31 protein-coding genes are annotated in these 26,815 nt (G+C 71.5%); 16 read left to right on the top strand and 15 right to left on the bottom strand.

Annotated features, from left to right (window positions below):
* The first annotated feature begins 27 nt into the window (after window positions 1-27).
* The 5 genes from motA to G537_RS0109580 all read left to right on the top strand — a co-directional run bounded on the left by motA (window position 28) and on the right by G537_RS0109580 (window position 5,955).
* Complete coding sequence (gene motA, locus G537_RS0109560; protein ID WP_026869929.1) at window positions 28-894, top strand: flagellar motor stator protein MotA; 867 nt, start codon at window positions 28-30, stop codon at window positions 892-894.
* A 2-nt stretch (window positions 895-896) separates the two neighbouring features.
* A complete protein-coding gene (locus G537_RS37195) occupies window positions 897-1,916 on the top strand; it encodes a flagellar motor protein MotB (RefSeq protein WP_051248246.1) in 1,020 nt (339 codons plus the stop codon).
* A 53-nt stretch (window positions 1,917-1,969) separates the two neighbouring features.
* Window positions 1,970-3,268: a flagellar hook protein FlgE gene (locus G537_RS0109570; protein ID WP_026869930.1), complete on the top strand. Its 1,299-nt coding sequence runs from the start codon at window positions 1,970-1,972 to the stop codon at window positions 3,266-3,268.
* Between the two features lie 27 nt (window positions 3,269-3,295).
* The gene (gene flgK, locus G537_RS0109575; RefSeq protein WP_026869931.1) at window positions 3,296-4,714 is read left to right on the top strand and encodes a flagellar hook-associated protein FlgK; all 1,419 of its coding nucleotides are present in this window, start codon (window positions 3,296-3,298) and stop codon (window positions 4,712-4,714) included.
* Between the two features lie 167 nt (window positions 4,715-4,881).
* On the top strand, window positions 4,882-5,955 hold the full coding sequence (locus tag G537_RS0109580; RefSeq protein ID WP_026869932.1) for a flagellin N-terminal helical domain-containing protein: 1,074 nt from the start codon (window positions 4,882-4,884) through the stop codon (window positions 5,953-5,955).
* A gap of 17 nt (window positions 5,956-5,972) precedes the next feature.
* Here G537_RS0109580 and G537_RS0109585 read toward each other — a convergent pair whose 3' ends face one another.
* Complete coding sequence (locus G537_RS0109585) at window positions 5,973-6,677, bottom strand: response regulator transcription factor (protein WP_026869933.1); 705 nt, start codon at window positions 6,675-6,677, stop codon at window positions 5,973-5,975.
* Window positions 6,678-6,869: 192 nt separating this feature from the next.
* On the opposite strand from G537_RS0109585, the gene G537_RS0109590 reads away from it, so the two are divergent.
* The 7 genes from G537_RS0109590 to G537_RS0109620 all read left to right on the top strand — a co-directional run bounded on the left by G537_RS0109590 (window position 6,870) and on the right by G537_RS0109620 (window position 11,456).
* Window positions 6,870-7,985, top strand: coding sequence for a flagellar basal body P-ring protein FlgI (locus tag G537_RS0109590; protein ID WP_034851200.1), 1,116 nt, complete (start codon window positions 6,870-6,872; stop codon window positions 7,983-7,985).
* Window positions 7,985-8,344 (top strand): rod-binding protein, encoded by a 360-nt coding sequence (locus G537_RS37200; protein WP_051248247.1) that lies wholly within the window; start codon window positions 7,985-7,987, stop codon window positions 8,342-8,344. Before G537_RS0109590 ends, G537_RS37200 begins: the two co-directional genes overlap by 1 nt.
* Window positions 8,337-8,849: a flagellar export chaperone FlgN gene (gene flgN / locus G537_RS0109600; protein WP_026869935.1), complete on the top strand. Its 513-nt coding sequence runs from the start codon at window positions 8,337-8,339 to the stop codon at window positions 8,847-8,849. The genes G537_RS37200 and flgN overlap by 8 nt, the downstream gene beginning before the upstream one ends.
* Before the next feature lie 127 nt (window positions 8,850-8,976).
* Window positions 8,977-9,813: a flagellin gene (locus tag G537_RS0109605; protein WP_026869936.1), complete on the top strand. Its 837-nt coding sequence runs from the start codon at window positions 8,977-8,979 to the stop codon at window positions 9,811-9,813.
* A 79-nt stretch (window positions 9,814-9,892) separates the two neighbouring features.
* Window positions 9,893-10,243 carry a flagellar biosynthesis regulator FlaF gene (gene flaF, locus G537_RS0109610; RefSeq protein WP_026869937.1) on the top strand — a complete coding sequence of 117 codons (351 nt, stop codon included), beginning with the start codon at window positions 9,893-9,895 and terminating at the stop codon, window positions 10,241-10,243.
* A gap of 11 nt (window positions 10,244-10,254) precedes the next feature.
* Window positions 10,255-10,656 carry a flagellar biosynthesis repressor FlbT gene (locus tag G537_RS0109615; protein WP_026869938.1) on the top strand — a complete coding sequence of 134 codons (402 nt, stop codon included), beginning with the start codon at window positions 10,255-10,257 and terminating at the stop codon, window positions 10,654-10,656.
* Between the two features lie 11 nt (window positions 10,657-10,667).
* Window positions 10,668-11,456 (top strand): DUF1217 domain-containing protein, encoded by a 789-nt coding sequence (locus G537_RS0109620; protein WP_026869939.1) that lies wholly within the window; start codon window positions 10,668-10,670, stop codon window positions 11,454-11,456.
* 243 nt (window positions 11,457-11,699) lie between these two features.
* Here the strand turns inward: G537_RS0109620 and G537_RS0109625 are convergent, their stop codons facing one another.
* Genes G537_RS0109625 through fliF form a run of 5 tightly spaced genes read right to left on the bottom strand, consistent with a single transcriptional unit; the run spans window position 11,700 to window position 16,019 of the window.
* On the bottom strand, window positions 11,700-12,731 hold the full coding sequence (locus tag G537_RS0109625; protein WP_026869940.1) for a flagellar motor switch protein FliG: 1,032 nt from the start codon (window positions 12,729-12,731) through the stop codon (window positions 11,700-11,702).
* Window positions 12,732-12,736: 5 nt separating this feature from the next.
* A complete protein-coding gene (gene fliP / locus G537_RS0109630; protein ID WP_026869941.1) occupies window positions 12,737-13,516 on the bottom strand; it encodes a flagellar type III secretion system pore protein FliP in 780 nt (259 codons plus the stop codon).
* Window positions 13,517-13,526: 10 nt separating this feature from the next.
* Window positions 13,527-13,811 (bottom strand): flagellar motor switch protein FliN, encoded by a 285-nt coding sequence (gene fliN, locus G537_RS37205; RefSeq protein ID WP_051248248.1) that lies wholly within the window; start codon window positions 13,809-13,811, stop codon window positions 13,527-13,529.
* Entirely contained in the window at window positions 13,795-14,415 is a 621-nt protein-coding gene (locus G537_RS0109640) for a hypothetical protein (RefSeq protein WP_026869942.1), read from the bottom strand. Before G537_RS0109640 ends, fliN begins: the two co-directional genes overlap by 17 nt.
* On the bottom strand, window positions 14,412-16,019 hold the full coding sequence (fliF, locus tag G537_RS0109645) for a flagellar basal-body MS-ring/collar protein FliF (protein WP_026869943.1): 1,608 nt from the start codon (window positions 16,017-16,019) through the stop codon (window positions 14,412-14,414). Before fliF ends, G537_RS0109640 begins: the two co-directional genes overlap by 4 nt.
* Before the next feature lie 194 nt (window positions 16,020-16,213).
* Here fliF and G537_RS41985 point away from each other — a divergent pair, with 194 nt between their 5' ends.
* Genes G537_RS41985 through G537_RS37215 form a run of 3 tightly spaced genes read left to right on the top strand, consistent with a single transcriptional unit; the run spans window position 16,214 to window position 18,110 of the window.
* Window positions 16,214-16,687: a flagellar basal body-associated FliL family protein gene (locus G537_RS41985; protein ID WP_051248249.1), complete on the top strand. Its 474-nt coding sequence runs from the start codon at window positions 16,214-16,216 to the stop codon at window positions 16,685-16,687.
* Window positions 16,684-17,589: a FliM/FliN family flagellar motor switch protein gene (locus G537_RS0109655; protein ID WP_026869944.1), complete on the top strand. Its 906-nt coding sequence runs from the start codon at window positions 16,684-16,686 to the stop codon at window positions 17,587-17,589. Before G537_RS41985 ends, G537_RS0109655 begins: the two co-directional genes overlap by 4 nt.
* Window positions 17,589-18,110 (top strand): MotE family protein, encoded by a 522-nt coding sequence (locus G537_RS37215; protein WP_051248250.1) that lies wholly within the window; start codon window positions 17,589-17,591, stop codon window positions 18,108-18,110. The genes G537_RS0109655 and G537_RS37215 overlap by 1 nt, the downstream gene beginning before the upstream one ends.
* A gap of 1 nt (window position 18,111) precedes the next feature.
* On the opposite strand, the gene G537_RS37220 is transcribed toward G537_RS37215, so the two are convergent.
* From G537_RS37220 to G537_RS0109700, 8 genes are all read right to left on the bottom strand, one after another.
* On the bottom strand, window positions 18,112-19,245 hold the full coding sequence (locus G537_RS37220) for an EscU/YscU/HrcU family type III secretion system export apparatus switch protein (protein ID WP_051248251.1): 1,134 nt from the start codon (window positions 19,243-19,245) through the stop codon (window positions 18,112-18,114).
* Window positions 19,245-20,027, bottom strand: a complete 783-nt coding sequence (locus G537_RS0109670) for a flagellar biosynthetic protein FliR (RefSeq protein WP_051248252.1) — start codon at window positions 20,025-20,027, stop codon at window positions 19,245-19,247. The genes G537_RS37220 and G537_RS0109670 overlap by 1 nt, the downstream gene beginning before the upstream one ends.
* 174 nt (window positions 20,028-20,201) lie before the next feature.
* Window positions 20,202-22,328, bottom strand: a complete 2,127-nt coding sequence (gene flhA, locus G537_RS0109675; RefSeq protein WP_081688714.1) for a flagellar biosynthesis protein FlhA — start codon at window positions 22,326-22,328, stop codon at window positions 20,202-20,204.
* The gene (locus G537_RS37225) at window positions 22,325-23,011 is read right to left on the bottom strand and encodes a lysozyme family protein (protein WP_051248253.1); all 687 of its coding nucleotides are present in this window, start codon (window positions 23,009-23,011) and stop codon (window positions 22,325-22,327) included. The genes flhA and G537_RS37225 overlap by 4 nt, the downstream gene beginning before the upstream one ends.
* A 242-nt stretch (window positions 23,012-23,253) precedes the next feature.
* Window positions 23,254-23,517, bottom strand: coding sequence for a flagellar biosynthetic protein FliQ (locus G537_RS0109685; protein WP_026869947.1), 264 nt, complete (start codon window positions 23,515-23,517; stop codon window positions 23,254-23,256).
* A 12-nt stretch (window positions 23,518-23,529) separates the two neighbouring features.
* A complete protein-coding gene (gene fliE, locus G537_RS0109690; RefSeq protein WP_051248254.1) occupies window positions 23,530-23,850 on the bottom strand; it encodes a flagellar hook-basal body complex protein FliE in 321 nt (106 codons plus the stop codon).
* Between the two features lie 4 nt (window positions 23,851-23,854).
* Window positions 23,855-24,268: a flagellar basal body rod protein FlgC gene (gene flgC, locus G537_RS0109695; RefSeq protein WP_026869949.1), complete on the bottom strand. Its 414-nt coding sequence runs from the start codon at window positions 24,266-24,268 to the stop codon at window positions 23,855-23,857.
* A gap of 25 nt (window positions 24,269-24,293) precedes the next feature.
* Window positions 24,294-24,686, bottom strand: a complete 393-nt coding sequence (locus tag G537_RS0109700; RefSeq protein WP_026869950.1) for a hypothetical protein — start codon at window positions 24,684-24,686, stop codon at window positions 24,294-24,296.
* Window positions 24,687-24,804: 118 nt separating this feature from the next.
* On the opposite strand from G537_RS0109700, the gene G537_RS0109705 reads away from it, so the two are divergent.
* Window positions 24,805-26,172, top strand: a complete 1,368-nt coding sequence (locus G537_RS0109705) for a FliI/YscN family ATPase (protein ID WP_026869951.1) — start codon at window positions 24,805-24,807, stop codon at window positions 26,170-26,172.
* Between the two features lie 22 nt (window positions 26,173-26,194).
* On the opposite strand, the gene G537_RS0109710 is transcribed toward G537_RS0109705, so the two are convergent.
* The gene (locus G537_RS0109710) at window positions 26,195-26,617 is read right to left on the bottom strand and encodes a hypothetical protein (protein WP_026869952.1); all 423 of its coding nucleotides are present in this window, start codon (window positions 26,615-26,617) and stop codon (window positions 26,195-26,197) included.
* Window positions 26,618-26,815 lie beyond the last annotated feature (198 nt).

Consider the following 26,815-nt stretch of genomic DNA (forward strand, 5'->3'; position numbering starts at 1 on the left):
GAGCGGGAACAGGAAAGGCGGTACCGGATGAATGCGATCGTAGGGCTCGTCGTCGTCGTCGTCTGCGTCGTCGGCGGCTATGCCGCGATGGGCGGGAACCTATTGGTGCTGTGGCAGCCCTGGGAGCTGGTGATCGTCGTCGGCGGCACCATCGGCGCCTATGTCATCGCCAACCCCGGCACGGTGCTGGCCGACACCGGCCGCGCCCTGGCGACGCTGTTCCGCAGCCGGCCCTATTCCAAGGCCGACTATCTGGACCTGCTGGCCATGGTCTACACCGTGCTGCGCACCGGCCGGGCCAAGGGCTTCAACGAGCTGGAGAAGGATTTCGACGCCCCGGCCGAGAGCGGCTTCTTCCAGCGCTACCCGACCGTCCACCGCAACCGCCGGGCGCTGCAGTTCGCCTGCGACTACCTCCGCCTGATCCAGCTGGGCACCCGTAACCCGCACGAGCTCGAATCCCTGATGGACGAGGAGATCGAGACGCTGTCGCGCGAGCTGTCCAAGGCGCCGCGGGCGCTGCAGGCGGCGGCGGATTCGCTGCCGGCGCTGGGCATCGTCGCGGCGATCATGGGCATGGTGAAGGCGATGGGAGCGATCAACTCCTCGCCCGAGGTGCTGGGCCATATGGTCGGCGGCGCCCTGGTCGGCACCTTCTCCGGCATCCTCCTGGCCTATTGCCTGGTCGGTCCGCTGGCCAGCTACGTCGCCGCCCAGCGCGAGGCTGAGGTGAACTACTTCATCTGCATCCGCTCGGCCCTCCTGGCCTATCTGCACGGCTATCAGCCGCAGATCTGCGTGGAATACGCCCGCAAGGTGCTGACCTCCGACATCCGGCCGAGCTTCTTCGAGGTCGAGGACGCGACCCGCAGCCCGGTGCGCGAGGCCGCCTGACCATGGCGACCGGACCGAAGGCCAGGCCGCCGCAGATCGTGATCAAGCGCCGCCGCGGGCGGGGTCACGAGGACCATGGCGGCCACGGCGCCTGGAAGATCGCCTTCGCCGACTTCATGACGGCGATGATGGCCTTCTTCCTGCTGATGTGGCTCCTGAACGTCACCACCGAGCAGCAGCGCGACGCCATCGCCCTCTACTTCAACCCGATGGCCAGCCGGTCGTCCGGCGCGGGCGGGGAAGGGGTGCTGGACGGCGCCGACGGCGTGTTCCAGTCGAGCCAGGAGGGGCCGGAGAGCGACGTGTTCTCCGGCCAGCCGCAGTCCGGAGACCAGCGCCGGATCGGCCGGGACGGCGAGGCCGGGGTCGAGACGGGAACCGTGCTGCAGGCCGATCCGGCCGCCATGGTGCCGGTCGGCTCGAAGCCGGGCGAAGGGCAGGGGGATCTCTCGCCGTATCGCGACGCCGGGCCGTGGCTGGCGGCCGGCAGCGCCGAGATCACGCCGACGGTCGAGGGCGCGCGCTTCGCCGCCGTGCAGCAGCGGATCCAGGCGGAGGTCGCGGCCGATCTCGACCTCGGCGCGCTGCGGGACAATGTCCGGATCGAGATGGTGCCGGAGGGGATGCGCATCGAGCTGACCGACCGCAGCCAGGCGCCGATGTTCGAGGTCGGCTCGGGCCGCATCAGCGCCCAGGGGCTGCGGCTGATCCGGCTGGTCGGCCAGGCCATCGCCGGGCTGCCCAACCCGGTCGCCGTCAGCGGCCACACCGACGGCCGGCCCTATGCCGGCCGGTCCGGCTACGGCAACTGGGAGCTGTCGGCCGACCGGGCCAACGCCGCCCGCCGCGGTCTCGTGGCCGCCGGGGTGGACGAGGCGCGCTTCGCCCGGGTCGAGGGGCTGGCCGACCGGGTCCATCTGCTGCCGGAGGATCCGGCCGACCCGCGCAACCGCCGGATCAGCATCACCATCCTGCGCGCCGCCAAGGACTCCGGAAAGCAGTCCTTAAGCAACCGCCGCTAGACTGGACTCGGAACAGCATTCCCGACGGTCGCCCATCAGCCGAGGAGCGAGAGATGAGCATTCAAAGCGCCATGCAGGCCGGGGTGATGGGCCTGTTCTCGCAGAGCGCCCGGATGTCGTCGATCTCCGACAACATCGCCAACAGCGGCACCGTCGGCTACAAGCGCGCGAGCGTCGACTTCTCGACCCTGGTGACGCCCTCGGCCGGCGGCTCCTACGCGGCTGGCGGCGTCTCGGCCAACGCCCGGCTGCAGATCAGCAAGCAGGGCATCATCAATCCCGGCTCCAGCACCACCGACCTCGCCATCTCGGGCCGCGGCTTCTTCCTGGTGACCAATTCGGCCACCGGCGGGGCGACGGCGAAGACGGCGCTGACCCGCGCCGGGTCCTTCCTGCCGGACGAGAACGGCAACCTTCGCAACACCGCCGGCTATTATCTGCTGGGCTGGCCGGCCAAGGCCGACGGCACGATCGGCCCGGTCGACCAGGACAGCACGGCTTCGCTGCAGGTGGTCAACATCAACAGCGTCACCGCCGCCGGCCAGCCGACCACGACGATCGGCTTCAGCGGCAACCTGCCGGCCGACCAGACCGGACCGAACGCGCCGGCGGTGCCGTTCAAGACCTCGGTCGAGTTCTTCTCGCCGCTTGGCACCTCCGACCGGCTGTTCCTGGAATGGCAGCCCTCGACCGCCAAGAATCAGTGGACGCTGACGGTCACCGACGCCTCCGGCAACAAATTCGGCAGCGTCGACGTCACCTTCAACGACAGCGGCGCCAATGCCGGCCAGCCGGCGGGCTGGAGCAACGCCACCGCCGGCGGCTTCGGCGGCTTCATCTTCGACGCTGCCACCGGCCAGGCGGTGCTGAGCGTGCCGAACGGCAGCACGCCGCAGCAGATCACCCTGTCGCTCGGCGCGCCGAACACGGCGGGCGGCGTGGTGCAGTTCGCCGGCAGCTACGACCCGAAGGTCAGCAAGGACGGCGCCGCGGTCGGCCGGCTGTCCCGGGTCGAGGCCGACGAATCCGGCAGGCTGATCGGCATCTTCGACAACGGCGCGCGCCGCACCCTGTACCAGATCCCGCTCGCCGACGTGGCCAATCCGGACGGGCTGAACCCCGAGGACGGCAACGTCTACACCGTCAGCCGCGACTCCGGCGCGATGCGGCTGTGGGGCGCCGGCACCGGTCCGGTCGGCAGCGTCGCCGGCGGCAGCCTCGAAAGCTCCAACGTCGACCTGGCCGAAGAGCTGACCCAGCTGATCCAGACCCAGCGGGCCTACAGCTCGAACGCCAAGATCGTGCAGACCGCGGACGAGATGTTGAACGAGACCACCCAGCTCAAGCGCTGACCGGCCTGACCCGGCGGAGACAAGGGCATGAGCCTCTCGCTCGCGATCAGCAGCGCCCTGGCCAACCTGCGCGGCAGCCAGGCGCAGACCTCGATCATCTCACGCAACATCGAGAACGCGGCGGTCCCCGGCTATGTCCGGCAGGACATCCAGCTGACCACCCGGGTGGTGGCCGGGGTCAATCTCGGGCTCGACGTCAGCGTCCGGCGCAATGTCGACGAGCGGCTGATCCGCGACGTGCGCAGCGCCCAGTCCGAGACCGGCAGCCTGTCGGCGCAGAAGGACCTGCTGACCCGCTACACCGACACGATCGGCCAGCCGCAGGACGAGCGGTCGGTCGCCTCGCTGCTGTCCAAGCTGAAGACCGCGTTCCAGAGCCTGGTCGACCGCCCGGGCGACCAGAACTTCCAGCGCGCCGCGGTCGATGCGGCGACCAGCACCGCCGCCTCGATCAGGGGCATGCATGCCGCGGCCCAGCAGGCCCGGACCGACGCCGACCGCGACATCCAGGACAAGGTCTCCGAGATCAACCGGAGCCTGCAGCGCATCGCCGAGCTGAACCGGACCATCCGCGGCCTGGACCCGAACGGCGCCGAAGTCGGCGCGCTGCAGGACGAGCGCGACCGGCTGGCCGACGGGCTGTCGCAGGAGCTCGGCGTCGCGACATATCTGCGCGACGGCGACATGGTGGTGATGACGAAGGGCGGCGCCACCCTGGTCGATGCCTCCGCCAACCTGCTGACCGCGTCGCCCTTCGGCAGGGTCATGACCGCCGACGGCGTCGACCTGACGCCGGGGGGCGGCAATCCGAACAGCCTGCAGGGCGGCGCGCTGGCCGGCCTGCTGAGGATCCGCGACGAGACCATGCCCCAGTTCCAGGCCCAGCTCGACCAGCTGGCGGCCGGGCTGGTGACGCTGTTCCAGGACAAGGATGCGACGGTCGGCGCGCCGCCGAACGGCACCGGGCTGTTCACCGATGGCGACCGGGCCTTCGACGCCGCGAATGCCGCCGGGCTGGCCGGGCGGATCGCGGTCAACGACCTGGTGCGGCCGGAGGCGGGCGGCGCGCTGTGGCGCGTCTCCGGCGGCATGCATGCGGCGGAGGCGCCGGCGAGCGGCGATTCCCGCCAGGTGCAGGCCTTCCTCGACGGCTTCGGCGAGCAGCGCAGCTTCGACAGCGGGGTCGGCCTCGCCGGCTCGGCCACGATCGAGGGCTACGCCACCGGCCTGGTCACGGCGCAGCAGGGGGCGCGGACGTCGATCGCTTCGTCGCTGGACGCCAAGACGGTGACGCTGGAGAGCCTGAAATCGGCCCGGCTGGGCCGCGACGGCGTCAACATCGACGACGAGCTGCAGAAGATGACGCTGGTGCAGCAGAGCTACGCGGCCTCGGCCCAGGTGCTCTCCTCGGTGTCGCAGATGATGGACACGCTGCTGAAGATCTAGAGGACCAGAACCATCCGTTCGGTTTCCCTCATTGTCATTGCCGGGCTTGACCCGGCAATCCAGGGCCACCGAGAGCGGCTCCTGAAAGCCCCTGGATCCTCGGGTCAAGCCCGAGGATGACAGAAGCGGGGCGGGGGCACTGAAACGGATCAGGGCAGGAGGACAGCATGACGATCCCGGTTTCCAGCCTCGGCCTGTCGCTGCAGATGCGCGCCCTGGTGCGCAACTCTCAGGCCCAGGTCGCCGCCCTGGCCAACGAGGTCGGCACCGGCACATACAACGACGTGGCGGCGACGCTGGGCGGCCGAATGGCCGAATCGGTGTCGCTGCGCGGCAGCATCGACCAGATCGAGGCCTACCAGACCTCGATCGCCGCGATGCAGACCCGCACCAAGGCGATGGCGGATTCGCTGAAGGCGGTCGACGAGGCCGCCGCCAAGCTGCTGAGCGAGCTCACCGCCGCGTCGGAGGGGACCTCCGCCACGATCGGCACCCTGCCGCAGAGCGCGATGTCGGCCCTGACCAGCATCGTCAGCGCCCTCAACGTCTCGCTCGAGGGGCAGTCGCTCTTCGCCGGCGTCGACACCGACCGCCCGGCGCTGCAGGACCCGAGCCGAGCTGCCCCCGGCATGGCGCAGTCGCCGATCGGGATCATGGAGGGGCTGATCGCGGCCCATCCGCCGACCGATCCGGCCGGGGTGCAGGCCCTGGTCGAGGCGGTCGGCAAGGCCTTCGCCTCCGATCCCTCGGTCCCGGCCGACCAGCGCTTCGAGGGCAGCTTCTATCGCGGCACGCCGGCGCTGGACGCCGCAGGCCGGCCGAATCCGCGGGTGTCGGGGCGCAGCGACGACGGCACCCGGGTCGATTACGGCATCCAGGCGAACGATCCGTCGCTGCGCAACATCCTGCAGGGGCTGACCATGATCGCCGCCGCCGATCTGACGGCGATGCCGACGGACGCCCGGGCCGCCTACATCACCTCGGCGATGCAGACGCTCGGCGCCGGGCTGGACGGGCTGCGCCGGGACGTCGCCCGGCTCGGCGGCCAGCAGACCGATCTCGATGCCGCCAAGGCACGCAACCAGGCCCGCCTGACCCTTCTGAACGAGCGCATCGTCGGGCTGGAGCAGGTCGACCCGTATACCGCGAACGCCAGGCTCGAGGTGCTGAAGCAGCAGCTGGCCGCCAGCCTCGACCTGACGAAGCAGCTGCAGGGGATGACCTTGGCGCAGCTGGGGTGAGGAGGCGAGGGCGGCCCTCAGGCCGCCGCCATGCCCTTCGGTGCCACCAGCTTGTAGCCGCGGCCGTAGACCGTCTCGATGAAGTCGTGGCCGCCGCTCGCCTCCGCCAGCTTCTTGCGCAGCTTGCAGATATGCACCTCGATCACCTTGTCGAAGGGCATGCGGTTCGAGGCGCCGTAGACCGCGTCGTAGAGCGAGCCCTTGCTGACCACCTTGCCGGACTGCAGGGCGAGGTGTCGGAAGATCGCGTTCTCGCGGCCGCTCAGCCGGATCGGCCGGCCGTCGATCTCCGGCTCCCGCCCGTCGAAATAGACAATCATCCCGCCGATGGTGAGCGAGGCCGCGGCATGGCCGAAGGCGCGGCGCTGGATCGCGGCGATGCGGGCCGCCAGCTCGCGCGGGCTGACCGGGCGCTGCACCACGTCGTCACAGCCGGCCATCAGCAGGTCGAGCGTGCGTTCGGTCGACCGCCCGTCCTGCAGCGCGATGATCGGGCTGTCGCAGCGGCCGGACCGCAGCGTCGCCACGATGCCCCGCGCCTCCGGACAGACGCCGAGAATGATGGCGGGGGATGCGCCGGGAGACCGGTCGCTGCGCCCCACTGGAACCAGGCCTTCGATCTCCTCGCGCGAGGCCGGATAGCACTCCAGCCCGCCGCTGCAGAAGGAGGAGGCGAGGCTCGATCGAGCCGCATCGTCGGGTTCGTACAGGATCACCTGCATGCCGTGCTCCGGTTCCCCCTGTTCTGGTATAGGCCACCGCGACCGGAGCGACGTTAGGAGACATTCGAAGCGATCGTCAAGGAAATATAGGATTCGATTCAAGGACCCGGTAAATATATAAAGTTTTATGAATTGAATGCTTGCGGCGGTGCCCGCGCTGCGGCACACAGGGAAGAGTGGCAGGAGGGATTGATGCGTTTCGGGCCGGCGTTGCGCGCCGCCGTGGCGGCTTTTGCCGTCTGGGTCTGTCTGACGCCGGCGGCCTCGGCGCAGCGGCTGAAGGATCTGGTCGATGTCGAGGGCGTGCGCGCCAACCAACTGGTCGGCTACGGCCTCGTCGTCGGGCTGAACGGGACCGGCGACCGCCTGCGCAATGCGCCGTTCACGCAGCAGAGCCTGCAGGGCATGCTGGAGCGGCTGGGCACCAGCGTCCGCGATCTCGACCTGCGCACCCGCAATGTGGCGGCGGTGATGGTCTCGGCCTCGTTGCCGGCCTTCGCCCGCCAGGGCGGCACCATCGACGTCTCCGTCTCCTCGCTCGGCGACGCCACCAGCCTGTCCGGCGGCACCCTGATCGTCACGCCGCTGCTCGGCGCCGATGGCCAGGTCTATGCCGTGGCGCAGGGGCCGCTGGTGGTCGGCGGCTTCACCGCCGCCGGCCAGGCGGCGTCGCTGACCCAGGGGGTGCCGACCACGGCGCGCATCGCCAACGGCGCCATCGTCGAGCGCGAGGTCGGCTTCGATTTCGGCAGCATGGATTCGGTCAAGCTGGCGCTGCGCACGCCCGACTTCACCACCGCCAAGCGGATCGAGGCGGCGATCAACCGCCGGATCGGCGCGGGCGCCGCCCGGATGATCGACCCGGCCACGGTCCAGGTGGTGCCGCCCGGGAGCCGCCGGGGCGACGTCGCCGGACTGATGGCGGAGATCGAGCTGCTGCCGATCCAGCCCGATACGCCCGCCCGGGTGGTGGTCGACGAGCGCTCCGGCACCGTGGTGATCGGCGAGAATGTGCGGATCAGCCGCGTCGCCGTCTCGCAGGGCGGACTGACCATCCAGGTCACAGAGACGCCGCAGGTGTCGCAGCCCCCGCCCTTCGCCCGCCAGGGCCAGACCGTGGTGGTGCCGCGCACCGACATCCAGGCAGAGGAGGGCGGCGGCGGCTTCGCCGTGCTGAACGGCCCGGTGACGCTGCGCGAGCTGGTGGCCGGGCTCAACGCGCTGGGGGTCAAGCCGCGCGACATGATCTCGATCCTGCAGGCGATCAAGGCCGCAGGCGCTCTGCATGCCGATCTGGAGGTGATCTGATGGACCCGCTGGCCGTGATCTCCGCCCTCGGCGGCGCCGGCACCGTGGCCGTGGAGGCGCGGCGGCCCACCCGGGCCGAGGGCGACAAGGCGCATCGGACCGCCGTCGATTTCGAGGCGATGGTGCTGGCCCAGAGCTTCGAGGCGCTGTTCCGGGGGGTGAAGATCCCGTCGCTGACCGGCGGCGGCTTCGCCGAGGAGCTGTGGCGCAGCTTCCTCCTCTCCGAATACGCCCGCGGCGCCGCCGAATCCGGCAGCTTCGGCATCGCCCGCCAGGTCGAGGCCGAGATCCGGCGGATGCAGGGCGAGGCGCCGGATCCGGTGCAGCCCGCGGCAGCCGAGGGGCCGGCCCGTGGCTGAGGCGCCGCGCCGCCTGGCCGACCGGCTCGGCCGTCTCGACCGCCCGCGTCGCCGGCGCGGCGAGGCGGCGCCCGAAGCGCCGGCCCTGTTGCCGCCGCCGCTCGACGCCTGGCTCGCGGCGATCGAGTCGCTGGCCGCCCTGCTGGAGGAGGAGGCCGAGGCGCTGATCGCCGGGCGGGCCGAGCGGCTGGCCGAGTTCATCCGGCGCAAGCACGAGGCCGAGGCCGCGGTGAAGGATTCGGCGCGGCGGGCCGTGGCCGCCGGCCTGGCCCTCGACAAGGACTCGCCGCACGCCGCCCGCGCCGCCGCGGCGATCGCGGCGCTGGAGCGCGCCGGCCAGCGCAACGCCGAGGCCCTGGCCGCGGCGCACGACGCCGTCTCCTATGTCGCCGGCCTGGTCAAGAAGAGCCTGACCGAGACCCGGGCGGAGGGAATGTACGGCCGATCCGGCCGCGCCGTCGCCGGCTACGACCGCACCGTGGCCGGCCTGGACGAGGCCTACTGAGCCGCGACGGCCGATCCTTGGGAACTTCTTAGGATTCGGGGCGGCATTGTGGGGAGGCGAGGGCGAATCCTCGCCCCCGCCGCGCCAGAAGGCGCGACGACAGCGAAGCAGACGGAGCAGAAGCGACATGGCTTCCATCAACACCAACCTGCAGGCGATCACTGCGCTGCAGAGCCTGAAGACCGTGCAGTCGAACCTGCAGACCACGCAGAGCCGTATCTCGACCGGCCTGAAGGTCCAGGATGCGCGTGACGGCGCGGCCTATTTCTCGCTGGCCACGACCATGAAGAGCGACGCCGGCGTCTTCAACGCGATCAAGGACAATCTCGGCGTGGTCGCCACCTCGATCGGCAATGCGCGCAGCGCGGCCGAGAGCATCGGGGCGGAGATCGACAAGATCGCCAACGCCATCGCCTCGGCCGGGTCCGACAACGGCCTCGACAAGGCCAAGTTCCAGGCCGAGGTCAAGGCGGCCATCGACAACATCAAGACCTATATCGATTCCTCGACCACCGACGGCCAGAACCTGCTGAAGAGCGGCGACGCGGTCTCGGTGGTGACCGGCATCAGCCGGGAAGGCGCCACCTACACCACCACCACCTTCAGCTTCAACCAGCAGGACCTGCAGGCCGTCTACACGGCGCTGTCGACCCTCGACCTGACCACGATCACCGACACCGCCGGGCAGACCACGATGGCGCAGACCGTCGCCACCCAGCGGGCGGCGGTGACCAAGGCGGCGACCGAGCTCGGCGTGGCCCAGAACTCGCTGAACGGACAGCGGGACACGATCGGCAAGCTGGTGGACAACATCAACACCGCCGTGGGCTCGATCGTCGATGCGGACATGAACGAGGAGGCGGCGCGCCTCCAGGCGCTTCAGGTCCAGGAACAGCTCGCGATGCAGTCTCTGTCGATCGCGAACCAGGCGCCGCAGAGCATCCTCTCGCTCTTCCGCAACTGAGGACGGGCTGAGGCGTGCGGAGCGGGAGGGGCTGGCCCACTCGGCCCCTCCCGCTCCGTGACCAGCCGCCGGAGATCCGATGAGCATCGCGGCCTATACCCAGACCATCAAGGAAACCGAGACGCCGCGCCAGATCGAGCGCCGCGTCGTGACCCAGGTCACGGCGGCGCTGGAGCGGCATGCCGGGGCCGGCCCGGCCTCTCCGGAGCTGCGCGAGGCGCTGACGCGCAACCAGCGGCTGTGGGGTGCCTTCCGCGCCGATCTGGTCGACGACGGCAACGGCCTGCCGCCGGGGCTGCGGGCCGGGCTGATCTCGCTGTCCTTCTGGGTCGATCGCCACACCCTTCAGGTCCTGGGCGGCGCGGCCACGGCCGAGCCGCTGATCGACGTCAACCGCAAGATCCTGGCCGGGCTGCGCGGCCAGGTCTGAGGAGGGCGGCCATGCCCCTGAAGCTCAAGCTCCGCCCGAACGAGCGGGTCGTCGTCAATGGCTGCGTCATCCGCAACGAGGGCCGGCAGACGACCCTGACGGTGGACAACTTCGCGCAGATCCTGCGCGAGAAGGACATCCTGCAGCCGGAGCAGGCGACGACGCCGGGCCGGGCCGCCTATGTCCGGATCCAGCTCCTGCTGCTCGGCGAGGGCGACGCCGTGCTGCTCCACAAGGAGGCCGCGGCGGCGCTCGAACGGCTGCAGGGCGCATTCGCGGCCTCCGATGATGCCCGCCATCGGGTGCTGGAGGCCGCCGACGCCCTGTCGCGCCGCGATTTCTACAAGGCCCTCGCGGCGCTGCGCGATGTCTTCGCCCATGAGGACCGGGTGCTCGGCCGCACGGCCGCCTGAGGAGACGACCCATGTCCACGCTGCTCGACTTCCAGCTGGTCCAGCGGACCTATGACCGGCAAGTCAAGCTGTTCAGCGCCCGGCCGGTCAACCAGCGCGAGATCGACTATTTCCGCAAGACCATCGCGACGGTGAGGACGGCCGACGACCTGATGAAGGACTACCGGCTGTACAGCTTCGTGATGAAGGCCTTCGGCCTGGAGGAGCAGATCCCGTACCGGGCCCTGATCAGGCAGGTGATCGAGGGTGGCACCCAGGACCCGAAATCGCTCGCCAACCGCATGACCAACAAGGTCTATGCCGAGCTGGCCGACACGCTGAACCTGTCGAAGGACGACGCGGCCAAGCCCGGCCTGACCGACCCGAAGGAGATCGAAGCCCTGGTCGGCCGCTTCGTCACCAGCGGCATCGAGGCGGAGCAGGGCGAGAAGAATGTCGGCGTGCGGCTGGCGATGTATTTCCAACGCAAGGCGCCGACGATCACCAGCTGGTACCAGGTGCTGGGCGACAAGGCGCTGTCGGAGGTGATCCGCACCGCCTTCCGCATCCCGGCCGCGACCGCCGGCAGGGATATCGACAAGCAGAAGGAGATGCTGGAGAGGCGCATGCCGATCGCCGACCTCAAGGACCCGAAGAAGGTCGGGGCCCTGCTGCAGCGCTTCGCCATCTTCACCGACATGGACCAGGGCACGGCGACGGCGCGGGTGCCGAACCTGCTCGTCTCGCGCAGCGCATCGCCGCAGATCATCACCTTCGATCCGGCGACCCTGGCCGCGGCGACGAAGGTCCGGCTGCAGTGAGGGGCGGCGTGCCGCGAGCGTCGACGAGAGCCTTCATGGACCGGGAGCCGGCCGGCCTCGATCCGGCCCTCGTGGAGGGCTGATCGGTGGTGCATTGGACCATCCTCGCCGGGATCGTTTGGCTGGCGCTCAATGCGGGCTTCATCGTGGGCGCCTGGTGGACGGCGCGAAGGTCCTAGCGAGCTCCGGAAGCGGCCGATCGAGCCGCAGCTCGGGTTCGCGTGCCGCGTACCCGAGCTGCGGCTACGGGATCACCCGGTCGTCCTCGCCGGCCTCGGGGATGACGATCGCTCCGTCCTCGGCCAGACGCTTGGCGACCTCCAGGATCTCGGCCTGCGCCGCCTGGGCGTCGCGCAGGCGGATATTGGCCAGGGTCGCGATCTCGTCGCGCAGGATGGCGGCGCCGCGCTCGCTGAGCGCCCCGAGGAAGGCCTCCTGCAGCCCCGGCGAGGCGGCCTTCAGCGCCACCGGCAGCAGGCGGCTGTCGGCGGCGCGGATCACGGCCTCCAGGGCGCGGGCGTCCAGCCGCGCCAGATCCTCGAAGGTGAACATCAGCGACCGGATCCGATCCAGCTCGGCGCCGAAGCGCGGCTCCAGCGCCGCCATCAGCTCGTCCAGCAGATCGGACGGGGTGCGGTTGAAGATCTCGGCCAGGATCCGCGGCGGGTCGGCGCGCCGCGCCCCGCCGGCGCCGAAGCCGGACATGAACTCGCCCTGCAGCGTCTCCTCGATCTGGGCCAGCACCTCGCGCGGCACCGCCTTCAGCGCGATCATCCGTTCGATCGCCGCCAGGCGCAGGGCAGGGGCCAGCGCCGCCACCACCTTGGCGGCATAGTCGGGGCGCAGCTTCGACAGGATCACGGCGACGGTCTGCGGCTGCTCCGCCGAGAGGTAGTCGACCAGCGACTTCTCGCTGACGTTGGACAGCTTGTCCCAGGTGGTGCGTCCGGCCGGGCCGCGGATCTCGTCGAGGATCTGCGCCACCCGGTCCTCCGGCAGGAACCGGCCCAGCATCCGGGCCGCGGCGGACAGGCCGCCGGCCACGGTATCGCCGCGGGCCAGCCGGCCGAGGAAATCCTGGATCGCGCGGGTCACCGTCTCGGGCGGCACCCGGCCCATCTCCGCCATGGCGCGGGTGACGACCGGCAGATCCTCCTCGTCCAGCGACGCCAGCACCTTGCCGCCGCGCTCCTCGCCCAGGGCGAGGATCAGGACGGCGGCGCGCTGGACGCCGGAGAGGGCGAAGGGGGCGGATTTCGCGGTGGCGGTGGTCATGCGTGTCAGCCGAGATAGGAGCGGACGAGCGAGCTGGCGATCAGGTGCCAGCCGTCGACCAGGATGAAGAAGACGAGCTTGAGCGGCAGGCTGATCATCACCGGCGGCAGCATCATCATGCCCATCGACATCAGGATGGCGGAGACGACGATGTCGATCACCAGGAAGGGGATGAACAGCAGGAAGCCGATCTCGAAGGCGCGGCGCAGCTCGCTGAGCATGAAGGCCGGCACCAGGGCGCGCAGGCTGGGGCGGTCCTCCGCCCCGGCCGGGGCGGCATCGGCGGGCCCGGGGACAGCGCGCGCCGACTTGCCTTCCAGGTCGCGGAAGAAGGCCAGGTCCTTGTCGCGGACATTGGCCTCCATGAAGCCGCGGAACGGGTCGACGGTGCGGTCGAACGCCTCCTCCTCGGAGATCTCCTGGTCGATCAGCGGCCTCAAGCCCTCGTCCCAGGCCTGCTCGAACACCGGCTGCATGATGAAGTAGGTCAGGAACATCGCCAGGCTGACCAGCACCATGTTCGGCGGCGTCTGCTGCAGCCCGAGGGCCGAGCGCACCAGCGAGAGCACCACCACGAGCCGGGTGAAGCAGGTGGCCATGATCAGGAGGCCGGGCGCGACCGACAGCACCGCGATCAGCGCCACCAGCTGGATCACCCGGCCGGACAGGCTGGCGCCCTGCGGACCGAGATCGATGGTCAGGCTCTGCGCGGCGGCGACGCCCGGGAGCAGGAGCAGGCCGGGGACGAGGAGGAGAAGCCACAACCGGCCCGACCTGAAGGACATCGCCGTCGCCTCACTCCGCCGGGTGGCGGACGATCTCGGAGAGGGTGACGGCGAGCTGGCCGGTCTCGTCGAAGACCATGATCTCGCCGCGGGCGATCACCCGGCCGTTGACCATGATCTCGACCGGATCGCTGACCCGGCGGTCGAGCTCGACCACGCCGCCGCGGCCCAGCTTCATCAGCTCGTCCAGCCGCAGCACGGCGCGGCCCAGGACCACCTGGACGGTCAAGGGCACGCCGTAGATCGCGTGCTCGCCCGGGGCGTCCGCCGCGGCGGTGTCAGTCGGCTCGGTCATGGTCCAGGTCCTTCAGCAATCGGTCGAGCACCGCCTCGATCCGCCGGGCCGTCCCGGCGGCGCTCCAATGCGCGCCGCCGCCGTCCCAGCGCGCGGTCACAGTGCCGGGGGCGAGGCCCTCATCGGCATCGACGGTGATGGCCGGCGTGGCCGGCGCGGCCCGGTCGGCGAGGCGCCGGGCCAGGATGGGATGCAGATCGGGCGCGGCGGCGATCAGGAGCGTCGGCTTGCCGGCCGCGGCCAGGATCGCCTCCTCGATCAGGCTCTCGGCCTGGATCGCGGCGAAGCGCGGGGAGAAGGCCGGCAGCAGCGCCTGCAGGGCCTGGACGACCGCCCGGGCGCCGGCGGCGGCGACGTCGTCCAGCGTGGAGCGCAGGCCTTCGGCCTCATGGCCGATCGCCTGCAGCAGCCGCTCCAGGGCCTCGGCGCAGCGGGCCTCCTCCGCGGCGGCCGCGTCGGCCCGGCCCGCGGCGCGCCCGGCGGCATAGCCGTCCTCCCAGGCTTGGTGCAGGCGGCGTTCCGCCGCCTCCTCCACGGGGGAGGGGGCGGGGGCGTCCGGGCCTGCATCGAAGCCCTGGTCCCAGGTCAGGCGCCGCGGGCTCACGCCGGGGCGTCCTCGCGGATCAGGCTGCGCAGAATGGCAGCGGCCTCATCCGGATAATCCTCGAAGGCGTCGGCCAGGGCGCGGATCGCCTCCTCGCGGTCGCCGAAGTCGAGCCGGAAGGGCGAACCCTCATCCGCAGCCGCCTCGGCGGTCGCGGTGGGCTCCGCGGTCTCGGCCGAGGCCAGGGGCGGCTCCGCCGGCGCGGGCGGGGGCGCGGTCAGCCGCTCGAGCAGCGGCCGCAGCAGATAGAGCACGACCAGCGCGGCGATGCCCAGCACGGCGAGCCATTGCACCAGCGTGCCCAGGAGGCCGGCCCATGGGCCGGCGAAGAAGCCGGAATCCTCGTCGGCGCCGGCCGGCATCAGGTCGGCGAACTCCAGGTTCTGCACCGTGACCACGTCGCCGCGGTCCTGGCTGGCGCCGACGGCGGTGCGGACCAGGGCGGTGACCGCGTCGAGCTCCTCCTGGCTGCGCGGGACGTAGCGGCTGGTGCCGTCGGCGTCCGGCTCGCGCCGGCCGTTGACGAGTACGGCGACCGACAGGCGGCGCAGCTCGCCGGCCTCCCGCACCTTCTCGCGGCGCTCGGCGCTGATCTCGTAGTTGACCGTCTCCTCGGTGCGCTGGGACTGGGAGGTGGTGTTCGATCCCGGCGGCTGCGGCGCGCCCGGGATCTGCGCGTCCGGCAGGTTCTGCTGCACCGTGGTGGGCAGGTCGCCGGTGCCGTCGCTGCTGCTCTGCCGTTCCTCCACCGTCTGGGTCGAGCGCGGCACCTGGCCGTCGGGGTCGAAGCGCTCGGTCCGAACCACCTCATGGCTCATGTCGAGGTCGGCGGCGACGGTGACGCGGACATTGCCGCGGCCGAAGCGCGGCACCAGCAGGTCCTCCACCGCCTTGGCCAGCCGGGTCTCGAGCGAAGCCTTCAGCCCCTCGGAGGAGGGCTGGCCCGGGCCGTCGTCGCCTTCGGTCAGCAGCACCTCGCCGGCGGCGTCGAGCAGGGTGACGTCGGCCGGCTTCAGGTTCGGCACGGCGGCCGCGACCAGGTGCCGGATCGCGCGGGCCTGCTGCCGGTCCAGCCCGAAGCCGCCGCGCATGCGCACGACCACGGCGGCGGTCGGGGTCGGAGCGGTGCGGGCGAAGGCCTCACGCTCCGGCAGCACCAGATGCACCCGTGCGGATTCGACGCCGGACAAGGTGGCGATGGTGCGGCCGAGCTCGCCCTCCATGGCCCGCAGCCGGTTCATCTGCTGCATGAAGCTGGTGAGGCCGAGGCCGTTGTCGGCGTCGAACAGCTCGTAGCCGACGCCGGAGGCGGAGGGCAGGCCCTTCTCGGCCAGCGCCATGCGGGCGCGGGCGACATCGGGCGCCGGGACCTGGATCGTGCTGCCGTCGAAGCTGGTGCCGACGGTGATTCCCATCGCCTCGAGCTGGGAGACGATCTGCCCGGCCTCGGCGGGGGCGATGCCGGAATAGAGGATCGCCATCTTCGGCCGGGACGCCTCCCAGGCCAGCCAGCCGATCGCGGCCAGGACCAGCAGGCCGACACCGCCGAGAATCGCCAGCCTCCGCGGCCCCAGCGCTTTGAGGTTGTCGAGCAAGGCTTTCACGAAAACAGGCCCACCAGCCGCAGGTCAGGATGCCACGCCGGAACGCCCGCGACGGGACGGCGGCCGTTAAGCATGGCCAGGGATGAATCCACCGGATGCATCAAGATGACAAGACAAAAGCGATCTGTTACCTGATGAATTCATAGAAGAGGGTTGCGGTCGGCTGGCAGCCGGAGGATTCGTTGGCGAAGGATATGAAGGATAGGTCGGCCGATCCGAATGCCGCGTCGGCACGCCGCCGCTGGCGCCCGTTCGCCATTGCCGTCGGCGTCGCCTTCGCCCTCGGCTTCGCCACGCCGATTCTCGGCGCCTGGGCGCTCGGGGCGCTGCCCTTCGTCGGTTCTCGCGCAGAAACCGCACCCGAGCCGGGCCGGGCGGTGGTGCCGGTGCCGGAGATCCTGACCAATCTCGCCCCCGGCTCGAAGGCACGGCTGATCCGCACCTCGGTGGCGCTGGTGGTCCCGGCGGCAGCGGAGCCGGCCGTGCGCGGCGAGCTGGACAGGATCCGCGATTCCTTTCTCGAGTACTGTCGGCAGCTCGGCGAGTCGGATCTGCGCGGTTCGATCGGCGTCTACCGGATGCGCGGCGACCTGCTGCGCCGGGCCCGGGCGCTGGCCGGGGACGACGCGGTGGCCGAGGTGCTGATCCAGGATCTCGTGCTGCAATGACCGCGACGACCACCCAGGCCGCGGCGATCCGCGTCATGATCCGGGCGGCGGCGGAAGGCGGGCTGCCGGCGCTGGACTCGGCGGCGGAGCGCTTCGCCTTCCACCTGGGCGCCGCGCTGCGCGGGCTGGGGGCCGGGACGATCGAGACCGCTCCGGCTTCGGTGCGGTCGGCGCCCTTGGCCGAGATTCTGGCCGCGGAGGATGCGCTGGCCGGCGTCGTGCGCGCCCGCGACTGGGCCGGCCGGATCCTCCTCCTGCTCGATGCTGCGCTGGCCGGCGCGCTGATCGAGCGGCTGCTGGGCGGGGCGGCGGAACCGGCGGCGTCGGCGCCGCGGCGCCCGCCGACGCCCATCGAGCAGCGGCTGCTGCGAGAGGTGATGACGTCGGCTCTCTCGGCCCTGGCCCAGGCCCTGGCGCCGCTCTCCGAAGCCGTGTTCGAGATCGAGCGGGTCGAGACCGATCCGCGGCTCGCCGCGGTCGCGCCGGGCACTGCGACGGCGGTGGAGATCGCCGTGCCGGTGCAGGCCGGGGGACGGTCGGGCTCGTTGCGGGTGGTGCTGCCGGTGCCGTCGCTGACCGCGCTGCGCGATGCCTGGTCGCGTCGGCGCCGCGGCGACGCCGATGCCGTCTGGGCCGCCGGCTTCCGGGAGGCGCTGAACGGGGTCGAGCTGCCGGCGCTGGCAGTCTTCGGCGAGGTGACGGCGACCCCCGCCGAGATCCTGTCCTGGAAGCCGGGAGACATGATCCCGCTGCCGGCCGGCGACGCCGACCGGGCCCGGCTGGTCGCCGGCGGCCGCGCTCTCCTTCACGGCACGATCGGCCACAGCCGCGGCGTCCGCGCCCTGCGGATCGAGCAGGCCGATTCGGCCTCTCCCGCCGTGCCCGAAGGCGGTGGCTCCTGATGCGTGCCCTTGGCGCCATCGCCGTCATGGCGGTCCTGAGCGTCCCGGTCGCAGTGGCGACGGCGGGCGGCCAGGACGCGCCGGCTTCTCCTCCGGCGCAGCCGGCAGCGGCCGATCCGACCCCCTCCGAGCTGCTGGCGGCGATCGATGCCGAGCGGCGGGACCTGGAGCAACTGCGGGCGAAGCTCGACGAGCGCGAGGCGCTGCTGGCCGTGGCCGAGGCCCGGGTGCGGCACGAGGTCGACCGGCTGGCCGTGCTGAAGCGCGAGATCGAGGGCCAGCTGGCGCAGCAGTCGGGCCTTCTGGCGGCCGATCTGAAGCGGATGGGCGCGACCTATGCGGCGATGCGGGCGCGCGACGCCGCCAGGATCATGGACGAGATGGAGCCGGCCACGGTGGTGTCCATCCTCGACCAGATGCCGGAGCGGCGCTCGGCGCCGATCCTGGGGGCGATGACGCCGCTCAAGGCGCAGGAGGTCACCCGCCTGATCCTGGAGCGGCATCAGCTGCCGCCGTCCTAGATCACCCTGCGGAGCGGCCGCTCCCGGGCCGGCCGATCAGGCTCGTGGACGAGGGGACGGCCGGGCCCGGCCGGCGCAGGCCGAGGATGACGCTGATGATCTCGGCCACCGCCTTGTAGTGCTCCTCCGGGATCGGCTGGTCGACCGCGACCGCCGCATGCAGCGCCCGCGCCAGCGGCGGGTTCTCGATCACCGGCACGCCCTTCTCGCGGGCGATCTCGCGGATCTTCAGCGCGATCCGGTCCTGCCCTTTGGCGACGCAGACCGGGGCGTCGTCGCGGCCGCGCTCATAGCGCAGCGCCACGGCATAATGCGTCGGGTTGACCAGCACGACGCTGGCGAAGGGCACCTGAGCCATCATCCGGCGGCGCGCGCGGCTGCGGCCGATCTCGCGCCGCCGGGCCTTGACCTGCGGGTCGCCCTCGGTGCTGCGCAGCTCGTCCTTCACCTCGCGCAGGGTCATGCGCTGGCCGCGCCGCCACTCCCAGGACTGGTACAGCCGGTCGCCGACGGCGACCAGCCCCGCGACCGGCACCAGCACGGCGACGAGGCCGATGACCAGCGATCGGATCGCACCCAGCATGCCCTCGACCGGCACCGAGACCAGCCATTCCGCCTGCTCGAAGCTCGGCCGCAGGAACAGCGCCGTGACCAGCAGCACGACGGAGGTCTTGAGGATGCCCTTGGCGAATTCGACCAGCCCGTTGCGGGAGACCATCCGGCCGATGCCCTTGAGCGGGCTCAGCCGCTCCGGCTTCGGCGACAGCCGGTCGGGCGCGACCACCACCTCGCCCTGCAGGAAGGCGCTGGCGGCGGCGCCGACGACCAGCAGCGCCACCCCGGCCGCCAGCGCCAGCCCCATGGCGCGGATGACGGCGGCGGCGGCGTGGAAGGCGTCCTCGGCCGTCGCCAGCGGGATCAGATCCGGGCTCTCGATGAAGGGCAGGACGGCCTGGACGAAGGCGCCGCCGACCGCCGGGAACACCATCCAGGCCAGCACCAGCAGGGTCAGCAGCATCAGGAAGGTCGAGACCTCGCGCGACCGCGGCACGTTGCCCTTCTCGCGCGCCTGCTCCAGCTTGCGGTCGGTGGCGTCGTGGGTCTTCTGGTCCTTGTCCTGCGCCTCCTCGGCCATCAGGGCGGCATCCCGCCGTCCCGCAGCCACAGGCCGACGGCGTCGGCATAGAGGGCCATCACGGCGCCGGCGACCAGGAAGGCCAGCACCAGCCCGGCGCCGATCAGGAGCGGCGAGAACACGAAGAACACCGGCAGGGCCGGCATCATCCGGTTGGTGATGCCGAGGCCGACATTGGCGACGAGGCCGATCACCAGGAACGGCGCGGCGAACTGCACGGCGAGGCGCATCGCCTGGCCGGCGGCGCGGATCACGACTTGCGCCTGCAGCCCGCCGTCGGGGATGCCGTCGACCGGCACCAGGCGGAACGACCCGGCCAGCGCCTGGATCAGCAGGTGGTGCAGGTCGGCGGCGAAGGTCACGGCGACGCCGCACATGACGAAGAAGGCGGAGAGGGCCGAGGCGCCCTCGAAGCCCGGCACCGCCGCGGTGAAGGGATTGGACAGCCCCATCTGCTGCGCCGCCGCCTGGGCCGCGACATGCAGGGCGGACAGCAGCAGCCGGGCGCCGACGCCGAGCAGGGCGCCGGCCAGGATGTTGCCGAAGACATGGGCCAGGATGGTCACGGCATCGGCCGGGACGGGTAGGGGAACGCCGTCGACGGCGGGGGTGAGCGCCAGGGAGACCGCCAGCGCGACGACCAACCGGGCGCGCACCGGCACCTGCGCCTCGCCCAGCCCCGGCATCAGCATGAAGGCGGCGCCGATCCGGCAGAACACCAGGAGGGCGCCATAGACCCAGGGCGTGACCAGCCCGGCCAGGGCGAAGCCGTCGATGGTCATTTCCGGTTGCCTCTCCCGCTTGCGGGAGAGGTCGGGCTCGCGCAGCGAGACCGGGTGAGGGGAGTTCGTCGAGGTCTGTGCCGGCCCTCACCCGGACGTCCTGGCGGACGTCCGACCTCTCCCGCCCCGCGGGAGAGGCAACGCGGAAGGCGGTGATGGCTCTGCTTCATCCCGCTACACCACATCCACCGTGCGCAGCATCGTCCGGCGGGCGATCTCGTTGTGACTGATCACCGCGGTCGCCGGGCTGATCCGTTCCAGCAGCGAGCGGACGAAAGGCCGGGCATCCGGATTGACCAGCACGGCGGGCAGGGGATCGCGGCCGGCATGGGCCTGGATCTTGCCGCGCAGCTCGGCCAGGAAGCCCTGCACCCGGTCGGGCGCCAGGGCGAAGCGGCGCTCCTCGCCCTCCACCATCACCGCCTGGGCCAGCTCCCGCTCGCGGTCGGCCGACATGGTGATGACGGAAAGATAGCCGTCGGCGTCGGTCAAAGACCGGCAGATCTGGCCGGCCAGGCGCATCCGCACATGTTCGACCAGCATCGGCGCGCTGCGGGTCCAGGCCACGGCCTCGGCGATCGCCTCCAGGATCGCCGGCAGGTTGCGGATCGACACCCGCTCGGCCAGCAGCGACTGCAGCACCCGCACGATCGTCATCATCGGCAGCTGCGTCGGCACCAGCTCCTTCACCAGCCTGGCGTATTCCGGGTCGATGCCGTCGATCAGCCGCTCCGCCGCGGCATAGGTCAGGAGGGCGGAGAAGTTGTCCTTCACCGCCTCGGCGACATGGGTGACGATCACGCCCTCCGGCGAGACCACGGTGCAGCCCAGCGCCTCCGCCTCCTCGGCCAGGCCGGCGTCGACCCACAGGGCGGGCAGGCCGAAGGTCGGGTCCTTGGTCGGCACGCCCGGCAGCGCCACGGATCCGCCCGGCGCCAGCACCAGCCGGCTGGCCAGCCGCACCTCGCCGCGCGCCACCTCCTCGCCATGCACCAGCAGGCGGTAGGCGGTGTTGCCGAGATCGGCCGAATCCTTGATCCGGATCGAGGGCAGCACGAAGCCGTACTCGCCGGCGAAGCGGCCGCGCAGCGTCTTCAGCTTCTCCGCCAGGTCGTCCGACATCCCGACCATCGACACCAGGGCGACGCCGATCTCAAGCCGCAGCTCGTCGAGCCGCAGCAGGATCTGCACCGTCTGCTCGGCGGTCTTCGGCGGATCCGCCGCCGCGGCCTCGGCCCGGCGCGCCTCCTCCGCCCGCCGGGCCATGACCCGCGGCATGATCCAGGCCAGGCCGCCGAAGATCGCGACCAGGACCAGGAAGGGGAAGGCCGGCAGGCCGGGGGCGACGGCCAGCAGCAGCAGCAGCCCGGCGGCGACCAGCAGCGCCTTGGGATAGGCGCCGAGCTGCGACAGCACCACCTGCTCGGTCGGGCCGCGGTTGCTGCCCTTGGAGATGACGAGGCCGGCGGCCAGCGAGACCAGCAGCGCCGGGATCTGGCTGACGAGGCCGTCGCCCACGGTCAGGGTGGCGAAGGTGGTGATTGCCTCGCCGATCGGCATGCCCCGCTGCAGCGTGCCGATGACGATGCCGCCGACCAGATTGATGAAGACGATGATGAGGCCAGCCACGGCATCGCCGCGGACGAATTTCGAGGCACCGTCCATGGCGCCGTAGAAGGAGCTCTCGTCCTCCAGCTCCTGGCGGCGCCGGCGGGCCTCCTTCTCGTCGATCATCCCGGCCGAAAGGTCGGCGTCGATCGCCATCTGCTTGCCGGGGATGGCGTCCAGGGTGAAGCGCGCCCCGACCTCGGCGATGCGGGTCGAGCCCTTGGTGATGACGATGTAGTTCACCACCACCAGGATCGCGAACAGGATCACCCCGATCACGAAGTTCCCCGACATGATGAAGCCGGAGAAGCCCTGGATTACATGGCCGGCGGCGCCCGGCCCCTCATGCCCGTGCGACAGGATCAGCCGGGTGGTGGCGACGTTCAGCGCCAGCCGCATCAGGGTGACGACCAGGAGGACGGTCGGGAAGGAGGAGAAGTCGGAAGCGCGGCCGATCCACAGCGCCACCATCAGGATCAGCACCGAGATCGCGAAAGAGAAGGCGAGGCTGATGTCCAGCACCACCACCGGCAGTGGCAGCAGCAGCACCGACAGGATCGCGGCGATGCCCATCGCGAACAGGATGTCGCGGTGCCGGGCGCCGAAGGCGCCGGCGAGGGACAGCCGCGCCAGGGCGCTGTTGCCGTTCACCCCGGCCACCCGGGGCCGGGCGGTCCGCGAAGACGAACTCATTCGACGAATCCCGTCGGCAGCAGCGGCTGCGGTGCCGTGTCGGCGATCAGGCCGCGGGTGAAGGCGATGCCGCCCAGCACCGCCTCGCCCCAGCCGCCGGGCTCGATCCCCGGCGGCGCCGTCTGCACCCGGCGGCGCATCTCCTCGACATAGCCGAGATTGTGGTCGATCCGGGCCAGGTAGCGCTCCTGGTATTCGGCGGTTGCGGAGTGATAGCGCCCGACGCCGAGCCGGGGGCCGTATTGCCGCGACAGCTCGCCGAGATGGCCGAGCGCGTAGGCGACATTGGCCTTCGGGTCGAAGGCCGCCTCCAGGGAGTCGAAGGCGTCGGGATGCCAGCGCAGATTGACCTGCATGCAGCCGACGTCGATCGAGCGCATGCCGGCGGCGAGGGCCCGGCGCACCCATTCCACCGCCTCGGCCTTGCTGTCGAAGCGCCGGCCCTCGCCCTCGGCATTGACGGTCCAGGGCCAGATGACGACGCGGCCATCCTCGACCCGGCGGCCGGATTCGGTCAGCCCGACCGACAGCGCCATGGCGGCGTCGACGCCCGATCCCGGCGCCTGGCGCATGATCTCGCGGGCGCAGATCGCGGCATCGGCGGCCGGGCCGCTCGCCCCCGGCGTCACCCAACTGCCGCCGATCGCGCCGGGGGCGGCGAGGGCGGGAAGGACCGGGATCAAGCAGGCGAGGACGATGGCTACCGCCCTTACGGTGCTTCTCTTTGGAGTCCCCCCTCCCCCTGCGGGAGGATAGGGGGAGGGGGTTTTCGCCGCTGGCGCGGAATCATGATCAAGGCGTTCGGCGAGGAAAGGTTCGGTCCTCGCCTCATCGCGCGCGGACGCGCGCAGACCCCTCCCCCTGCCCCCCTCCCGCAAGGGGAGGGGGGGCTTGTTTTGGACGGGGTCAATCTCCTGCAGCCCCATCACAGCCGGACGATGATGTCGGTCATCCGCTCCATCAGCCCGGTCAGGAGCTGGAACATGAGCGGCAGGGCGAGCATGACGGTGGCGATGATGGCGACGACCTTGGGCACGAAGGTCAGCGTCATCTCCTGCACCTGGGTCAGGGCCTGGAACAGGGCGATGCCGAGGCTGACCACCAGCGCCACCGCCAGCGCCGGCCCGGCCACCAGGATCGAGGTCCACAGCCCGTCGCGCAGCACCTGGATGATGTCGGCTTCGTTCATGCCGGCGCCCGGTCAAATCGCCATGCGCATGATCTCGTTGTAGGCGGCGATGGCGCGATCACGGACCGCGACCACGGTGCGCAGCGTGGTCTCGGCCTCCAGCACCGCGTTCACCACCTGCTGCGCCGGCACCTCGCCGCGCAGCCCGGCGAGGGATGCCAACTCGGCCCCGCGCAGGCTGTCCATGGTCGAAGCGGCGGCATCCTTCAGCACCTCGCCGAAGCTGGTCGCGGCCGGGCCGACGGGAGCGCTGGACGGCGCCGCGGTGGACAGGGGGGCGGCGGTGGCGCCGGCCGGGGCGACCGGCTGCAGGAGCAGGGGCGGCAGGGCCATGATGTCAGCCGCGCAGCATGTCGACGGTGCGGGACAGCATGGTCCGCGCCTGCTCGATCACAGAGAGATTGGCCTCGTAGCTGCGCGAGGCTTCCCGCATGTCGGCCATCTCGATCACCGTGTTGACGTTGGGCAGCTTGACGTAGCCGGCGGCATCCGCGGCGGGATGGCCGGGGTCGTAGGACATCGGGAAAGCGCTCTGATCGGTCCTGACCCGCCGGACCTCCACCAGCTCGGCCCCGCTGGCGCGGTCGAGCGTCGAGGCGAAGGTCACAGTCTTGCGGCGATACGGGTCGCCGCCCGGTTGGGTCGCGGTGGTCTCGGCATTGGCGACGTTCTCGGCCACCACCCGCAGCCGCAGGCTCTGCGCCCGCAGGCCGGAGGCCCCGACCTTCATCGCCGCGCTCAGCGGATCCATGCCTCGGCTCCTGTCGTTGACCGGGTCACTGCTGCCCGGTGGCGATGCGGAACAGCCCCATGCTGCGCTGATAGACGCCGGCGGCCAGGCCGTAGGCGTCACGGATCTCGCCGGACAGCACCATCTGCTCCTCGAGATTGACCGAATTGCCGTTGGGGTCGGCGGCCCAGGTCTCGACCGGCCGCGGCGCCAGCGGCCCGCCCGGCCGGGTGCCGGCCAGATGCGCCGGCCGGGTGGCGGCGAGGGCGAGGCGGGACTGCGCCCCGCTCAGCATCTCGGCGAAGGGCGGCAGATCCTTGGCACGGTAGCCCGGCTGGTCGGCGTTGGCGACGTTCTGCGCCACCGCCTTCTGGCGCTCGGCCAGATAGGTCATGCGGCTGTCGGCGAGGCCGACCACCCCGATCGCCTTGATGTCCATTCCGCCGATACCTCGGATTCTAGGTAATTTTCTCTCGGACATTAATGGATTTATGTCCGGCGGAATTTTCACTAAAGGATTCAATCGCTGGATTCAATAAGGATTGAAGGAATTCGCGATGGCGGACCGCATCCAGGCTGCGTCGTTGCTGCGCCGGGCCGCGGCCGAGATCGCGGCGCTGCCGGGGCCGGTGCTGCGCGGCCATGTCGCCGCCGCGGCGGGCATGACGATCGAGGCCGGCGGCCTCGGCCGCCGCATCGCCCTGGCCGACCGCTGTACGGTGCTGGCCGGGGGCGGCGGGGCGCCGGAGCGCGAGATCCGCTGCGAGGTGATCGGCTTCCGCGAGGGGCGGACGGTGCTGATGGCGATGGACGATCCGGCCGGCGTGGCGCCCGGCCACCCGGTCGAGCTGCGCCGGGCCGACGCGCTGATCCGCCCGTCGCCGGCCTGGCTCGGCCGGGTGGTGAACGGGCTGGGCGAGCCGATCGACGGCCGCGGCCCGATCCCGGCCGGCGATGCGCCGCGCCCGCTGCGCGGCAAGCCGCCGCTCGCCACCGCCCGACGGCGGCTCGGCCCGCGGGTCGGGACCGGGGTGCGGGCGATCGACGCCTTTACCCCGCTGTGCCGCGGCCAGCGCATGGGCATTTTCGCCGCCGCCGGCGTCGGCAAGTCGACCCTGCTGTCGATGCTGGCGCGCGGTGCCGAGGCCGACGCCATCGTGATCGGCCTCGTCGGCGAGCGCGGGCGCGAGGTGAACGAGTTCATCGAGGAGGGGCTGGGGCCGGAGGGGCTGGCGCGGTCGGTGGTGGTGGTCGCGACCTCGGACGAGAGCGCCCTCCTGCGCCGCGACGCCGCCCATCTGGCCATGACCGTGGCCGAGGATCTGCGCGACCGCGGCCTCGACGTGCTGCTGCTGATGGATTCGCTGACCCGCTACGCCACCGCGCTGCGCGAGATCGGCCTTCTGGCCGGGGAGCCGCCGACCACGCGCGGCTACCCGCCCTCGGTCTTCGGCGAGCTGCCGCGCCTCCTGGAACGCGCCGGCACCGGCGGCGGGCTGCAGGGCGACATCACCGCGCTGTTCACCGTGCTGGTCGAGGGCGACGATCACGACGAGCCGGTCTCCGACACCGTGCGCGGCATCCTCGACGGCCATATCGTGCTGTCGCGCCGGATCGCCCAGGCCGGCCGCTTCCCGGCGATCGACGTGCTGCGCAGCCTGTCGCGCGCCGTCGACCGGGCGCTGACGCCGGAGGCGCTGGCCCTGTCCGCCCGGGCCCGGCAGCTCCTGGCGGTGCATGAGGGGGTGGCGGAGATGATCCGCATCGGCGCCTATGTCGCCGGCTCCGACCCCGATGTCGACGAAGCGATCCGGATCCTGCCCGCACTGGAGCGGTTCCTGGCCCAGGAGCGGGAGGACCGGACGCCGCCCGGGGAAGGGCAGGACCGGCTCGCCGGGGCGCTGGCGGGCGAGGGCCCTGCCTAACTCTCCCACAGGCTCCCCGGTCTCAGCCGCGATCGGCCCGGCGGCGGACGGCGAAGCCCAGCGTGGCAAGGTCGGAAAGCGCGGCCTCCGCCTTCACGGCGCGGGCCTTGCGCGTCCGCTCCCGCGCTGCGGCGTCGACCGTCGCGAACTTCTCGGCCTCGCGGTGATGCAGCAGCACCCGTCGCCGCAACTGCTCCAGCTGCTCCTGCAGTGCCAGCCGCTCTCTCGCCCGGTCGGCCCGGCGGGCGCGCAGCCCAGCCAGATAGGCCGGCATCTGCCGCAGCCCGTGCTCGTCGGCAAGGGTAAATTGCCGGCTGGATTCGGCCATGTCGGCGCGATCCTGCCGCTCGAGCTCGTCCAGCTGGCGCTCGACCGCAACGGCGGTGCGCTGGACGTCATCGAGGCGCTGCTGCTCGCGCCGGGCGAGAAGGCGGGCAACATTCATGGCGTCCGATCCGTCTTGGCCCCTCGGGGGGGCATGCTGCAGCCGCGATGCTTAATTTCGCGTTTCGGCGAGGCAAATGGCCCAGGGCCGGAACCGCTTTCGGCGCCGAGCGTCGGCGAGGCCCCATCCGGCGCGGCGCCTGGCCGGTCGCCCCGGGGAGGTGACGATGTACCGAGTCTTCCGCAAAAGCGCCGAGAG

The sequence above is a fragment of the Inquilinus limosus DSM 16000 genome, assembly GCF_000423185.1.
GTDB classification, from domain to species: Bacteria; Pseudomonadota; Alphaproteobacteria; order DSM-16000; family Inquilinaceae; genus Inquilinus; species Inquilinus limosus.